Source organism: Xanthobacter cornucopiae, from assembly GCF_043195065.2.
Classification (GTDB): Bacteria; Pseudomonadota; Alphaproteobacteria; order Rhizobiales; family Xanthobacteraceae; genus Xanthobacter.
Genome location: NZ_CM195531.1, coordinates 640,123 through 654,339, shown reverse-complemented (window position 1 = coordinate 654,339; position 14,217 = coordinate 640,123). Strand labels below are relative to the sequence as shown.

9 protein-coding genes and 1 tRNA gene are annotated in these 14,217 nt (G+C 69.3%); 7 read left to right on the top strand and 3 right to left on the bottom strand.

The annotated features are described in order from the left end of the window. Window position 1: 1 nt before the first annotated feature. Both V5F53_RS02870 and V5F53_RS02865 read right to left on the bottom strand, forming a co-directional pair. Window positions 2–943: a UPF0280 family protein gene (locus tag V5F53_RS02870; protein WP_393996961.1), complete on the bottom strand. Its 942-nt coding sequence runs from the start codon at window positions 941–943 to the stop codon at window positions 2–4. A gap of 3 nt (window positions 944–946) precedes the next feature. Further along, entirely contained in the window at window positions 947–2,443 is a 1,497-nt protein-coding gene (locus V5F53_RS02865; RefSeq protein WP_393996960.1) for a 6-hydroxynicotinate reductase, read from the bottom strand. 315 nt (window positions 2,444–2,758) lie between these two features. On the opposite strand from V5F53_RS02865, the gene V5F53_RS02860 reads away from it, so the two are divergent. The 5 genes from V5F53_RS02860 (at window position 2,759) to V5F53_RS02840 (ending at window position 10,954) form a co-directional block, all read left to right on the top strand. Beyond that, window positions 2,759–3,325, top strand: a complete 567-nt coding sequence (locus tag V5F53_RS02860) for a (2Fe-2S)-binding protein (protein ID WP_393996959.1) — start codon at window positions 2,759–2,761, stop codon at window positions 3,323–3,325. Then, window positions 3,325–6,873, top strand: coding sequence for a molybdopterin cofactor-binding domain-containing protein (locus tag V5F53_RS02855; protein ID WP_393997030.1), 3,549 nt, complete (start codon window positions 3,325–3,327; stop codon window positions 6,871–6,873). The genes V5F53_RS02860 and V5F53_RS02855 overlap by 1 nt, the downstream gene beginning before the upstream one ends. A gap of 157 nt (window positions 6,874–7,030) precedes the next feature. Beyond that, the gene (locus V5F53_RS02850) at window positions 7,031–7,804 is read left to right on the top strand and encodes a ferredoxin--NADP reductase (RefSeq protein ID WP_393996958.1); all 774 of its coding nucleotides are present in this window, start codon (window positions 7,031–7,033) and stop codon (window positions 7,802–7,804) included. Between the two features lie 213 nt (window positions 7,805–8,017). Next, window positions 8,018–9,214, top strand: a complete 1,197-nt coding sequence (locus V5F53_RS02845) for an amidohydrolase family protein (RefSeq protein ID WP_393996957.1) — start codon at window positions 8,018–8,020, stop codon at window positions 9,212–9,214. Between the two features lie 285 nt (window positions 9,215–9,499). Then, on the top strand, window positions 9,500–10,954 hold the full coding sequence (locus V5F53_RS02840) for a sensor domain-containing diguanylate cyclase (protein ID WP_393996956.1): 1,455 nt from the start codon (window positions 9,500–9,502) through the stop codon (window positions 10,952–10,954). A gap of 65 nt (window positions 10,955–11,019) precedes the next feature. Here V5F53_RS02840 and V5F53_RS02835 read toward each other — a convergent pair whose 3' ends face one another. Further along, entirely contained in the window at window positions 11,020–11,346 is a 327-nt protein-coding gene (locus V5F53_RS02835; protein ID WP_393996955.1) for a hypothetical protein, read from the bottom strand. 425 nt (window positions 11,347–11,771) lie between these two features. Between V5F53_RS02835 and V5F53_RS02830 the strand changes: the two genes are divergently transcribed. Together V5F53_RS02830 and V5F53_RS02825 are read left to right on the top strand one after the other, a co-directional pair. Next, window positions 11,772–11,848 (top strand) — tRNA-Pro (locus V5F53_RS02830). An 896-nt stretch (window positions 11,849–12,744) separates the two neighbouring features. After that, window positions 12,745–13,557, top strand: a complete 813-nt coding sequence (locus V5F53_RS02825) for a cephalosporin hydroxylase family protein (protein WP_393996954.1) — start codon at window positions 12,745–12,747, stop codon at window positions 13,555–13,557. Window positions 13,558–14,217 lie beyond the last annotated feature (660 nt).

Below are 14,217 nucleotides of genomic sequence, written 5' to 3'. Positions count from 1 at the left end.
CTTATCGGGGTTGCGGGGAAGGTGGAACATCCGCCGCCATCGGCGGCAGGGACAGAAGGCCGGGGCCGGTGCCGACGCTCTCGCCCTTGAGATGCAGCGCAGCGGCGCAGATGAGGCCGCGCGCCACCAGCGCGCGCGCGACGCCGAGGCCGGCCTCGAGCGCCTCGGTTCGCTCGGCGGCGGTCAGGTCTGGCACCTCGCGGGTGACGGGCAGCGTGCCGAGGTCGCTGTCGGGACTGAGATCGCAGGCCGGCACCCGCACAACGCCGCGATGGCCCGGCAGGTCCACCGCGTTCGCCACCACGGTCGCGGCCGCATCCGCCATGGCGGCGGTGGGGGCCAGGATGGTCACGGCATCGGCGATGCCGAGGGAAAAGCTGCGCCCGCGCCAGCCGCTGGTGGCCACCCCGCGCACCGGACCGTCGGCGTCCAGCTCGGCGGCGCCGATGAGGCGCGGCTGGTCGGGCCGGTCCACCAGCCCCACCGCGAAGCGCGCGCCGGCGGGCAGGTGAAGGGCGATGTCGCCGCCGTTGTTCACATAGGCCCGGGTGATGCCGGGCAGGACCAGGGCGTCGAGCACCTCTTCCGCCACCGCCCCCGCCACCGCCGCCATGGGGGTGATGAAGACCTCGTCGGCGAAGGGCGCCACCGCCAGCCCCATGCGCCGGGCGGCCGGATGCGTGAGCGCCGGCGCCCCCCGGCCCGAGGGGGTGCGCAGGGCGTCGAGCTCGGCGCACAGCGCCGCCAGCAGGCCGCCGAAGCGCTCCACCGCCGCTGCATAGGCGGCCTGCACCGCATCCTCCTCCCCCATGGCCTCGATCACGAGGTCGATGGGACCGTCCTGCAGGTGCAGGCGGCGGCCATCCGCCAGCAGCGCCGCCTGGGGCGGGCGGGCGCGGGACCCGCGCCGCCGGGGGGGAAAAAGAAAAAGCCGAGCGGTCATGGGTCAGCCGTGCGAGCGTCTGCCGGCCTGGGGCGCCAGCGGCCAGGGATTATCGAGATGCGGCGCCACCGGCTTGATGCCATCCTCCCCGGCCAGCGCGGCGGCGGGCCGCACCTCGGCCATGTGACCGCCGAGGGCCTGGTAGTCGGCCAGCGGCAGCGTGAATTCGATGGGCGCCACCAGCGCCGGGGTGGGCACATGGCCGAAGGCGTTCTCCGGCAGGCGCGTCACGTCCACCATGAAGGTGATGCCGCCGCCGGGATAGACATAGACCGGCGCGCCGCCGCAGGTGACACGGGTCAGCGCCGCCTTGACCGAGCGGGTGAGCCGCACCGGGTCCTCGGTGACGCCGGCGCGCAGGGAGCCGCCGGCCCCGGCCATGAACAGCACGGTGGCGAGCGCCGGCTCGCAATTGTCCTTCACCCGCTGGGCCGAGGCGGCGAGCGCCGGCGGCAGGTCCTTGCGCACCGGCAGCAGGGCGTCGTCGAGCTCGTAATAGGCCGCGTGCTCGCCGGTGGTGGAGATGAAGAACAGGCGCAGCCCCGGCCACGCCACCTTGGGATCGAACGGGCCGATGATGGACAGCGGATCGGAAATGCTGGTGCCGCCCCAGCCGGTGCCGGGCTCCGCCACCTGGAAATAGCGGCCGGGGGTGGAGCGCCGGCCCTTCATCCTGATGCCGGTGTCGCGCGCGCCCAGCACCTTGCCGGCCTGGTGCTCAGACAGCACGCCGGTGATGTGGTCGTCCACCACCACCACCTCGTCGGCCTTGTCGAACCACTGCTTGGCGAACATGCCGATGGTGGCGGAGCCGCAGCCCACCCGCATGCGCTCCTCCACCACGCCATTGACGACAGGCGGCCGGCCGGCCTCCACCACCACCGTGGCGCCGCCGTCGATGGAAAGCTCCACCGCCTTGCCGTTGCACAGCTCCAGCAGCGCCGCGCAGGTGAGGCGCCCTTCCTTCTTGCCGCCGCCGGTGAGGTGGTGCACCCCGCCCAGGGACAGCATCTGCGAGCCGTATTCCGATGTGGTGACATGGCCCACCGGCTCGCCGCCGGCGCGAACCGTGGCCTGCTCCGGGCCGAGGAAGCGGTCGGTGTCGATCTTCACCTTGACGCCGCAATAGCTGAAGATGCCCTCGGTGACGACGGTCACCATATCCACCCCGTCCACCTGCGACGACACGATGAAGGGCGCGGGCTTGTAGTCGGGATAGGTGGTGCCGGCGCCGATGGCGGTCACGAAGGTGTCGGGTGTCGAGACCAGCCGGCCATCCCAGGCGCCGTCGCGATGGAAGGGCACCACCGCCCCGCCCTGGGACAAGGTCCGGTCCAGCACCACATGGGGGTCGACCCGCACCAGTTCGCCCGCGAGATTGGCATAGCGATCACAGGCGCCGGCAAGCCCAAGCTTGATGTAGCACATGACCGGGCAGGCATCGCAGCGGATCCTGCCATCGCCCTGCGGCCGCGCCCCGGTGGTGGTCTCGTCAGGCATCTGGCCCTCGCTCGCAGCTCTCGACCGGGCGCCGCCGGAGGCGCGACACGCCGTCGGCTGCGACCTGGTTCGTATGTATACTAATGAAGTATCCGCCACCGTCCCTGTCAAGCACAAGGAATGGGCACGCTGCCTTAATGGGCATCTTCGGCCATGTGGCGCTTGACGATCCTCATTCGTACAGAAACAATCTGGAAAGACAACAGGGCTCCCTGCGGTTCCGGAACGGCCACCATGGCGAAGCGGAAACATATTGCACTGCAAACACTTCGGGGCGCCCGGCAGGGCTGCCCGCACACCACTGGAGGGGCCTGAATGGCCCCCGCCCCCGCCCCCGCGGGCGCGGCGGTGGCCCTGACCGTGAACGGCTCGGCATGCAGCTTTCACCTACCCCGCGACACCCGGCTCATCTACGTGCTGCGCAACGACCTTGCGCTCAACGGCCCGAAGTTCGGCTGCGGCCTGGGCGAATGCGGCGCATGCACCGTGCTCGTGGACGGGGTGGCGGCGCGCGCCTGCGTGACCACGCTGCGCAGCGTGGAGGGCCGCGCCGTCACCACCCTGGAGGGGCTCGGCACGCTGGAGGCGCCGCACCCGGTGCAGGCCGCCTTCATCTCCGCCCAGGCCGCCCAATGCGGCTACTGCCTCAACGGCATGATCATGACCGCCACCGCCTTCCTGCAGCGCCACCCGAACCCCAGCCCCGACCAGGTGCGCGCAGCCCTGCGCTACAACCTGTGCCGCTGCGGCACCCATGTGGAGATCCTGCGCGCCGTCTTGCAGGCGGCACAGGACCTTCGCACGCCCGCCACGCGGGACTTGGACGCACCCGCAGCGCGGAACCCTGGCGCACCCGCGGCGCCGCAGCCCGAGGGGGAATGATGAGCGAGCCCACGCCCTCCCCCTCGCTGCTGCTGGCGCGCGCCGGCACCCTGGCGGTGCTGCGGCCGGCGCAGCATGTGCACGGCCTGGTGCCCACCGCCCCGCCGCCCGACGGCGCGCTCGACCTGTTCCTGCTGCTGGACGACACCGGCCAGGTGCTGGCCTTCAATGGCCATGTGGACCTCGGCACCGGCATCCGCACGGCGCTGGCGCAGATCGTGGCGGAAGAGCTGGACGTTCCCTTCGCCGCCGTCACCATGGTGCTCGGCCACACCTCCGGCACCCCCAACCAGGGTGCCACCATCGCCAGCGACAGCATCCAGAAGGCGGCGGAGCCGCTGCGCCGCGCCGCCGCCCAGGCCCGCCGGCACCTGGTGGACCTCGCCGCCCTCGCCCTCGGCCTGCCGGCGAAGGGGCTTGCCGTCACCGGCGGGGTGGTGCATCCGCGCACCGGCACGGCCGCCGGGCTTTCCTACGCCACGCTGCTGGCCAATCGGCGCGAGCGGCTGACGCTGGCGGACCAGGTGGCGCTGAAGCCGGTGGCGGAGCATCGCATCATCGGCCAGCGGGTGCCGCGCGTGGACATTCCCGCCAAGGCCACCGGCACCTTCACTTATGTCCACGACGTGCGCGTGCCCGGCATGCTGCATGGCCGGGTGGTGCGCCCGCCCTATGCCGGCATCGACGCCGGCGCCTTCATCGGCAGGAGCCTGATCGCGGTGGACGAGGCGTCCGTCGCCCACATCCCCGGCGTGGTGGCGGTGGTGACCATGGGCGACTTCGTCGGCGTGGTGGCCGAGCGCGAGGAGCAGGCGGCGGAGGCCGCCCGCGTGCTGAAGCTGGAGTGGAAGGCGCCGCCGCCGGTGCCGCCCCTGTCGGACCTTGCCACCGCGCTGCGCGCCAACCCCGCCACGCCACGCACCCTGATCGACCGGGGCGATGTGGAGACGGCCCGCGCCGCCGCCGCCGTGCCGCTCGACCGCACCTACGTCTGGCCCTACCAGATGCATGGCTCCATCGGCCCCTCCTGCGCGGTGGCCGACGTGCGCGCGGACGGCGCCACCATCTGGGCCGGCACGCAAAATCCCTATCCGCTGCGGCTCGACATCTCGGTGCTGCTGGGCATGGCCGAGGCGCACATCGAGGTGCTGCGGTTCGAGGCCGCCGGCTGCTACGGCCGCAACTGCGCCGACGACGTGGCCGCCGATGCGGCCTTGCTGTCGCGGGCGGTGGGCCGGCCGGTGCGGGTGCAGCTGACCCGCGAGCAGGAGCACGCCTGGGAACCCAAGGGCGCGGCCCAGCTCATGGAGGTCTCCGGCGGCATCGCCGCCGATGGCACCCCCGCCGCCTACGATTTCTCCACCCGCTATCCCTCCAACGCCGCCACCACCCTGGCGCTGCTGCTCACCGGCCGGGTGCCGGCCGACAATCCCGTGTTCCAGATGGGCGACCGCACCGCCATTCCGCCCTATGCCTACGACAACCTGCGGGTGAAGGTGCACGACATGGCGCCCATCGTGCGCGCGGCGTGGCTGCGCGGCGTCTCGGCCCTGCCCAATTCCTTCGCCCACGAGAGCTATATCGACGAGCTGGCCACCGCCGCCGGGGTCGATCCGGTTGAATACCGCCTGCGCCACCTGCACGACCCGCGGGCGGTGGACCTCATCAGGGAAGTCGCGGCCCGCGCCGGCTGGGTCCCCCGCACCGGGGCGCGTCGCGAGGTGGTCGCGGGCGACGTGGTGCGTGGCCAGGGCTTCGCTTATGCCCTCTACGTGCACTCCAAGTTTCCCGGCTACGGCGCCGCCTGGTCGGCCTGGGTGGCCGAGGTGGAGGTGAACACCGTCACCGGCGACGTCGCCGTGAAGCGGGTGGTGGTGGGCCAGGATTCCGGGCTCATGATCAACCCGGCCGGCATCGAGCACCAGATCCACGGCAACGTCATCCAGTCCACCAGCCGGGCGCTGAAGGAACAGGTGCGCTTCACCGACACCGGCGTCGCCGACCGGGAATGGGGCGCCTATCCCATCCTCACCTTCCCCGAGGTGCCAGTCATCGAGGTGGTGCTGATGCCGCGCCCGGACGAGCCGCCCCTCGGCTCCGGCGAATCCGCCTCCGTGCCCTCGGCCGCCGCCATCGCCAACGCCATCTTCGACGCCACCGGGGTCAGGATGCGCGAGCCGCCGTTCACGCCCGAGCGGGTGCGCGCGGCGCTGGGCCATCCCGCGCCGGAGGAGGCCCCGCCGCCGCCGCGCAGGCGGCCGTGGCGCGCCATGGCCGGCGCGGCGCTGGCCGGTGCGCTCGGCATGGCGGCCCTGGCCCTGCCGCTGCGCGGCGCCATCGCCCCCATCGCGCCGCCGGACCCGGCCTCCTTCTCCGCCGACATGATCGCGCGCGGGCGCCAGCTTGCGGCACTGGGCGACTGCGCGGTGTGCCACACCGCCCCCGGCGGGGCGGCTTATGCCGGTGGGCGGGCCATGGCGACGCCGTTCGGCACCGTCTTTTCCACCAATCTCACCCCGGACCCGGAGACCGGCATCGGCCGCTGGTCCTATGCCGCCTTCGAGCGCGCCATGCGCGAGGGGATCTCCCGGGACGGGCGCCACCTCTACCCCGCCTTTCCCTACACCGCCTTCACCCGCGCCTCCGACACCGACCTTCAGGCGCTGTACGCCTTCCTGATGAGCGCGCCGCCGGTGCCGGCGCCGAGCCCGGCGGCGCGGATGGCCTTTCCCTTCAACCTGCGCCCCCTCATGGCCGGCTGGAACGCGCTGTTCCTGAACACCGGCCCGCTCCCGGCGGACACCGGCCGCGCGCCGCAATGGAATCGCGGCGCCTACCTGGTGGAGGGCCTTGGCCATTGCGGCGCCTGCCACACCCCGCGCAACCTGCTGGGGGCCGAGCGGACGGGTGCCGCCCATCTCGGCGGCGCCATGGTGGACGGCTGGGAAGCCCCGGCCCTCACCGCTTTGTCCAAGGCCCCCATTGCCTGGACCGAAGACGAGTTGTTCGCCTATCTGCGAACCGGCTTCTCGCGCTTCCACGGCACCGCCGCCGGCCCCATGGCGCCGGTGGTCCGGGAGTTGTCGGCGCTGCCGGATGCCGACATCCGCGCCATGGCCACCTATCTCGCCTCCTTCGCCCCGCCCGCGCCCGACGCCCCCGAGGCCCGCGCCGCCACGCTCCAGGCCCGGGCGCGCGCGGCGCTGCGCCCGCTCGATACGATGGGCGGCAGGCTCTACGAAGGCGCCTGCGCCGCCTGCCACGGCGACGATGGCCCGACCCTGCTGGGCGCACGCCCGGCGCTGGCGCTCAACACCAATGTCCATGCCGGACGGCCCGACAATCTCATCCGCATCATCCTGGAGGGCATCCCCACCCCCGCCGCCCGCGACCTCGGCGACATGCCCGCCTTCCGCGACAGCCTGAGTGACGAACAGGTCGCGGCGCTGACACGCTACATCCGCGCCACCTTCGCCCCCGATGCGCCGGCCTGGGGCGACATCGAGGCCACGGTGGCGCGCCTGCGCGCCAGCCCCAGCCCCCATTGAGGCCGCCGCGCGGCGGCCTGCCCGGAAACCCGGCAGGCCTGCCTGAAATGTCCGCGCCGACACCGCTGAGCACGCGTTGACAGGGGGAAGCGGCCGGTCTATTTCATTTGTATACAAACAATATAACCCCTATGCCGCCAGCCACCGGACCGTCCCCATGAGCAACCTGATGGATGCGCGCGTGCTCGCCGTGCGCCACTGGACCGACCGCCTGTTCTCCTTCACCGCCACCCGCGACCCCGGCTTCCGCTTTCGCAACGGCGAGTTCACCATGATCGGCCTGAAGGTGGACGGGCGCCCGCTGCTGCGTGCCTATTCGGTGGTGAGCCCGAACCATGAGGACACGCTGGAGTTCTACTCCATCAAGGTGCCCGACGGCCCGCTCACCTCCCGCCTCCAGCACCTGAAGGACGGCGACCCCATCATCGTCGGCCGCAAGGCCACCGGCACCCTTGTCATCGACAACCTCCGGCCGGGCGCCAACCTGTACCTGCTCGGCACCGGCACCGGACTTGCCCCCTTCCTGTCCATCATCCGCGACCCGGAAACCTATGCCCGCTTCAAGAAGGTGGTGCTGGTGCACGGCTGCCGGCAGGTGGCGGAGCTGGCCTATGGGGACGGCATGGTGGCCGCGCTCCAGGCCCATGACCTGCTGGGCGAGGACGCGCGGCGGGCGCTGATCTACTACCCCACCGTGACGCGCGAGCCGTTCCGCAACCAGGGCCGCATCTCCACCCTGCTGGACAGCGGCAAGCTCGCCGCCGACATCGGCCTTGCGCCCCTCGACGCCGCCCGCGACCGGGTGATGCTGTGCGGATCGCCGCAGATGATGACCGACCTCAAGGCCAGGCTCACCGGCCTCGGCTTCACGGAAGGCAACCATGGCGAAGCCGGCGACTTCGTGCTGGAAAAGGCTTTCGCCGAGCGCTGAACCCGGGCCCGGCGACCCGGCGCGGGGCCGGGATGCCGCCCCACGCCCCAAACTCCACGCCCGCGGGCTGACCGGCCCCGGCCTCCCGCCCGCCCGGCCCGCGGGTGAAATCGCTTCACACGCCAGCCGGGATTGCTCTAAAGTTTATATGCCTACAAATAAACGGCCGGGATCGCGTCGCCTCTCCGGCCCATCCTTCCGGAGACATCAGGCATGGCTCACGACGCCCAGACCGGCCCCAAAGGGCCCACCAAGCTCGTCATCTTCAACATCGGCCTGCTGCTCAGCGGCGATCTCGAACGGCCGATCCTGGATGCCGACACCATCGTCGCCGAGAACGGCCGCATCACCGCCATCGGCCGCTTCAAGGACGTGGACGCCGACCACGCCACCACCACCGTCAACGCCAACGGCGCGGCGGTGTCGCCCGGCCTCATCGACAGCCACGTGCACCCGGTGGCCGGCGACTGGACCCCGCGCCAGAACCAGAGCGGCTGGATCGACTCGTCGCTCCACGGCGGCGTCACCACCATGATCTCGGCCGGCGAGGTGCATTATCCCGGCCGCCCGCGCGACGTCATCGGCATCAAGGCGCTGGCCATCACCGCCCAGCGGGCCTTTTCCGCCTTCCGCCCGGGCGGGGTGAAGCTGCACGCCGGCGCCCCGGTGATCGAGCACGAGATGGAGGAGAACGACTTTCGCGAGCTGGCGTCCGCCGGGGTGAGGCTGCTGGGCGAGATCGGCCTCGGCGGCGTGAAGGACGGGCCCACCGCCAACAGGATGGTGGGCTGGGCCCGCAAATACGGCATCCAGTCCACCATCCACACCGGCGGGCCCTCCATCGCCGGCTCCGGCCTGATCGACAAGGACGTGGTGCTGGAAACCGACGCCGACGTGGTGGGCCATATCAACGGCGGCCACACCGCCTTGCCGGACGACCAGATCCGCTGCATCTGCGAGGGCTGCAAGCGCGGCCTGGAACTGGTGCACAACGGCAACGAGCGCTCGGCCCTGTTCACCCTGCGCACGGCGCGGGAGATGGGCGAATTGTCCCGCGTCATCCTCGGCACCGACGGGCCGGCCGGCTCCGGGGTGCAGCCGCTCGGCATCCTGCGTATGATCGCGCTTCTGTCGTCGCTCGGCGACCTGCCGGCGGAACAGGCCTTCTGCCTCGCCACCGGCAACACCGCCCGCATGCGCGGCCTGGACTGCGGCCTGATCGAGGTGGGGCGGGCGGCGGATTTCGTCATCATGGACACCCCCCAGCACTCCGCCGGCAAGACCCTGCTGGACAGCGTGCGCCTGGGCGACCTGCCAGGCATCGGCATGACCATCATCGACGGTCTCGTGCGGACCGAGCGTTCGCGCAACACGCCGCCGGCGACTCGCGTGCCCGTCATCGTAGCGTGAGCGCGACGCCCGCCGGCGCGCCGCCGGAAGAACACGCGCCGGGCCCCGCACGGCCCGGCGAACAAAGACTTGAGTTCCGAAAAAAATCAACCTAAACGGGAATTTACAACACTTACAGTCTTATCCGGAAACGTGACGCAACCGGTGATTAAACTGGAATTCGACAGCCGCTCCCGATATTATAGGATATCTTCTGGGCCCATGGGTTGAGGCATGTCTTTTGGGTTGTTGCGCCGCCTGACTCGTGGCCCGTTACTAAGCTTATTGACTGCGTTGATCATTTTCATGATCATCGCAATTCAGGCTTATGTCTTGATCCGCTCCCGGGCCGATACTTGGCGCGACATCGAGCGGTCGGCCGAGAACATGACGCAGACCCTGGCCGCCAGCATCGAGCGCAACCTGTCCATCCTGGAATTGTCCCTGGACGGGGTGGAGCAGGCGCTGCGCCTGCCGGAGCTGGCGACGGCGTCGCCCCATGCGCGGGACATGCTGCTGTTCGACCGGTCGGCGAGCGCGGAATTCCTGGGTTCCATGCTGGTCCTGGACACTGCCGGCAAGGTGCTTTTTTATTCCGGCTACACCACCCCCATCGCCGTCGACCTGTCCGACCGGGACTATTTCACCGCGCAGCAGAACGGGCCGAGGCCGCATTTCATCAGCGTTCCGTTCGACAGCCGGGTGCGCTCCGGCGACCCCAGCATCGCCCTCAGCCGTCGCCTCGCCACCTTGGGCGGCACCTTTGAAGGCGTCGCCGTGGCGGTGGTGCGGCTGTCCTATTTCCGCAGCCTGTTCGGCAAGCTCGACCTTGGGCCCGGCAGCGTGGTCAGCCTCGTGCGCACCGACGGCACCATCATCTACCGCCAGCCCTCCGTCGACGGCCGCGGCAATGCCGGCACCAATGTCGCCAATTCCCGCTCGTTCCAGAAATCCCTCGCGCAGCCGGGAGAAGGCTTCATCACCGTCGCCAGCATCGATGGCGTGAAGCGCTATTTCCTCAGCCGCAGGATCGGCGCCTTTCCGCTGCTCCTGGTGGTGGGCATTTCAGTGGATCAGGCGCTCCGGCACTGGTTCATCCAGGCGGTCATCCTGTCGGGCCTCACCATCGCCGTCTGCGGTCTGCTTCTGTACGTGATCGTCAATCTCAGGCGCGCGCTGCGCCACAGCTACGAGATGGAAGAGCAGCTCGCGACCATGGCGCTGACCGATCCGCTGACCGGCATGCCGAACCGGCGCGGCTTCGGCATGGCCGCCGAGACCGAGATGCGCCGCGCCGCCCGCGACCAGAAGGACCTGTCGCTACTGATGATCGACGTCGATCATTTCAAGCAGGTGAACGACCGTCACGGCCACCCGTTCGGCGACCAGATCCTGGCCCAGATCGCCCGGCAGATCCAGGCCGCCATCCGCCGGCCGGGCGATTTCGCGGCCCGCTTCGGGGGCGAGGAATTCGTGGTCCTGCTGCCCGCCACCGGCAGCGACGGCGCGCTGCTCATCGCCGAGCGCATGCGCGCGGCCATTGCCGACATCGCCCTGATCAAGGATGGCGTCGAGGTGGGCGTGACCGTCAGCGTGGGCGTTTCGACGGCACGGGTCATGCCCGGGGAACGCGTGGACGCCCTGGTGAGCCAGGCGGATGCCGCGCTCTACGAGGCGAAGAGCGCCGGCCGGAACCGTATCAGCTTCCGCGCCATGCCGCAGGCGCTGCCGCCCCCCGGCGCGGAAGCCCTCGCCCTGTGAGCACCTCCACCCGCCGCGACCGGCGGCGGGCGCGAGCGGCCCGGGGCTCCTGGGGCCCTCCGGGCTCAGCGGCGGCAGAGTCTCAGCCAGTACCGATGCTCACGCGGTATCCGTCCCGCTTCGCATTGGGCCCGCTCCTGGCCGTTCAGGGCCATGAAGCAGGACTTCCCCTCGCGGATGGTCTGGCACCAGCCGATGTCCACGGCATCCTTGAAGGCCATGAAGCAGGACTTCCCCTCGACATAGGCCTCGCAGAACCCCCGATCCGGCCCGTTGAAGGTCATGAAGCACGACTTGCTTCTGTTGCAAATCTCCGGCCGTGGCTGGGCATGAGCCGGAGAAACCAAGACCATGCAGAAGATCGGCACAAAGAGTTTGATGGATCGGATCATCGCGAAATCCCCCCAAGGAAGCCGCTTCTCAATACGCCGGCCAGCCCTTCAATTCCATCGTCCCGACCGCTCCCATCGCGGGGTGGAACAAGGCTGCAGCCGGTGACGGTAGCCGCGGGTCAAATGACCGGGCACCGCACCTACGTGCGCATCGACCGGGCGCTGGAGCGCGTCCCGCCCACCCATCCGCATGTGGCGCGGAGCGTGGCGGACCGGGCGTATTTGGGGAGCGGGGTGGAGTTGAGGAAGGAGGGCCTTATCCCTGACCACATGACCGAGAACAACGGCAGAACATCATCCGGGACTTCTCCGAGCCTCGACGTCGCGACATGGCCGTTCTGTTCGTTTTCTGTCCTCATAAGCCATCGATCGCACTTGCGTTCGGGGGCATTGGAATGTAGCAGTGGCGCGGTTCTCCCTTGTGTCGGAGCATAGCGCAGCCTGGTAGCGCATCTGCTTTGGGAGCAGAGGGTCGCAGGTTCAAATCCTGCTGCTCCGACCATTTAACATTATGAAATTAAACAAACTTTAGAGACGGCCGCACAGATGCGCCGGTGCGGCGGAATCGCTTGTCGCCACCGTGTTGCCGCCTTGGAGGGGCTGGACGGCCCCACCGCCAGGGGCATCCCGAGGGCCCGCCGGCGCCCGAGCCAGCCATCCACGAGCGCGCGTCGAGGAACCTGCAGTTATCCCCGCCCCCCTGTTGATCGTGGGCCGCTAGATCAGCGGTTTCGACGCGCCGCGCCAGCGCATGGAGAAAGACCGGACGTGCGGGTGGAGATCCATCGACCCCGCGCACCGGCCGGCCGGCCATCCGGAGCGGGCGACCAGAGGCTCGCGGGCAAGGCGCACCTCGCCGTCGTCTCACGGGATGGCACGCACCTGCTGCATGGTCCGGCGCTGGCGCGCGGCCGTCTCGACCTACCGGAATGGGCAATGCTCGACGTGATGGCCAAAGGCGGCGTGAAACCCTATGCTCTTGAACACAGCCCCGCCTCGCCGCTTTCATGCGCGGCGGCCACACGCAGGACGGCAATGACCATATCGAGCCCCTTGCCGGAACGAGCGACGGCCGCTTTAAGCTGTCGGCCCAGTCCGCAGTGCCCACACTGTTCGACCAAGCCCGCGGGTTTGCGTTCCCCAAGGGAGCTTCGGATCCCTTCGGGGACGGGATGCCGGGCTCCCGGCTGAGCAGGGACGAGGTGATCGCCGCATACTCCACCGCCACCCGCAACCGGGCGCGAAGCCAAGTCGCCCCGCGCATGCGGTGGCCGATTATTCACATTTAAATTATGTTATTTTTATGCTGGAACCGGCAGGGATGAGGCAGGTGCCATTGGAGCCCCTTCCTCATAAGAAATGCGCATCGCGCATCAAGAGGATAAAATGGAACGTGTGATGACACCAGAAGAAACATTCGCCAATTACGTCGCAAAGAACGTCGCAGGCATCGGCCAGGATCGTGACTTCATCGGCCTGTCCAACATCTGGGTACGGGAATGCTTGAGGCATAATTACGCGCACAATTTCTCCTGGCTCGGCCGCCCCATCATTCAGGTGCCCACGGACATATATGCCATCCAGGAACTGGTCTGGAAGGTGAAGCCGGACCTCATCATCGAAACCGGCATCGCCCATGGCGGCTCCTTGATAATGAGCGCCTCCATGCTGGCGCTCATCGACTATTGCGATGCCATGGCCAAGGGCATCCCGCTCGATCCGCGGGCCGGGACCAGCCGGGTGATCGGCGTCGACATCGACATCCGGGCCCATAATCGTGCCGCCATTGAAGCGCATCCGCTGGCGCCCAAGATTCAGATGCTCCAGGGCTCCTCCATCGACGAGGAGATCGTGAGCCAGATCCGCTCCCAGGCAGCCGCCGCGCAAAGGGTGATGGTGTTCCTGGATTCCAACCACTCACATGCCCACGTGCTGGCCGAGCTTGAGCACTATGCGCCGATGGTCACCAAGGGGTCCTATGTGGTCGTGTGGGACACTGGGGTGGAGGATCTGCCCGATGGCATGTGCGCCGACCGCCCCTGGGGCAAGGGCAATAATCCCAAGACCGCCGTCTGGGCCTATCAGAAGTCTCTCCGGGAAACGCCCCATGTGGGGCTGGATGGCGCGCCGCTGATGCTGGAGACCGACCTCACCATCGAACACAAGATCGCCATAACCGCCTCCGCGGACGGCTTCCTGAAACGAGTCTGAGATCCCTTCTTGGAACCCCTCCCCGAAACGGTCGAGCGGTCGGGACGCAGGTGTTTCCAAGGAAGCGTTCAGACCATGCTGGAGCGAGCGAAGCGGGCCCCAGCCACTCGCTGGCCGCATGGTCGCGCGGGACTTCGATATGAAGCGGATCTGATACCAAAGGCCCGCGAGCTTGCCTTGTGTGCCTTTGGTCAAGCCCGAGCGGCGCTTGAGCGAACCCGCTTTGCACCGGTCGAAGACCGGGGCCGATGGCATGACGGATGAGCGTGACGCCGGCGGCCGCCGGCGCCGACGCGAACGGAGCGACCGCGGCCCTGGCCACTGCGCGAGATCGTGAACGCAATCCGCCATGCGATGCGCGGCCGCGCCTGGCGGCTTCCGCCGAGCGACCTTATCCCCAACAGCACGGATTATCGCGGGTGACGTTGCCCCGCGATAATCCGGCTTGAAACGTGTTCCGGCCCGACGCGGGAACCAGGACATGAAGCCCAGCCGCTTTTCGGCAATGCCGCTGCCATCATCAAGCCGCCAGACGCCATCAGGCGCCAGAGCATCGCACATCGCCGTCTGCAACACCGCGCGCTGGCCGGCAGGCAGAGCCCGGACGAGGCCCGCCCTCCGGGCATTTACGCCACCAAATGTGCCAATCGTCCTGACAAT

Bases quoted from the DNA above. Each gene is read 5' to 3' on its own strand.
- V5F53_RS02870 (WP_393996961.1), bottom strand. From the start codon at position 943: ATGACCGCTCGGCTTTTTCTTTTTCCCCCCCGGCGGCGCGGGTCCCGC.
- V5F53_RS02865 (WP_393996960.1), bottom strand. From the start codon at position 2,443: ATGCCTGACGAGACCACCACCGGGGCGCGGCCGCAGGGCGATGGCAGG.
- V5F53_RS02860 (WP_393996959.1), top strand. From the start codon at position 2,759: ATGGCCCCCGCCCCCGCCCCCGCGGGCGCGGCGGTGGCCCTGACCGTG.
- V5F53_RS02855 (WP_393997030.1), top strand. From the start codon at position 3,325: ATGAGCGAGCCCACGCCCTCCCCCTCGCTGCTGCTGGCGCGCGCCGGC.
- V5F53_RS02850 (WP_393996958.1), top strand. From the start codon at position 7,031: ATGAGCAACCTGATGGATGCGCGCGTGCTCGCCGTGCGCCACTGGACC.
- V5F53_RS02845 (WP_393996957.1), top strand. From the start codon at position 8,018: ATGGCTCACGACGCCCAGACCGGCCCCAAAGGGCCCACCAAGCTCGTC.
- V5F53_RS02840 (WP_393996956.1), top strand. From the start codon at position 9,500: ATGATCATCGCAATTCAGGCTTATGTCTTGATCCGCTCCCGGGCCGAT.
- V5F53_RS02835 (WP_393996955.1), bottom strand. From the start codon at position 11,346: ATGATCCGATCCATCAAACTCTTTGTGCCGATCTTCTGCATGGTCTTG.
- V5F53_RS02825 (WP_393996954.1), top strand. From the start codon at position 12,745: ATGACACCAGAAGAAACATTCGCCAATTACGTCGCAAAGAACGTCGCA.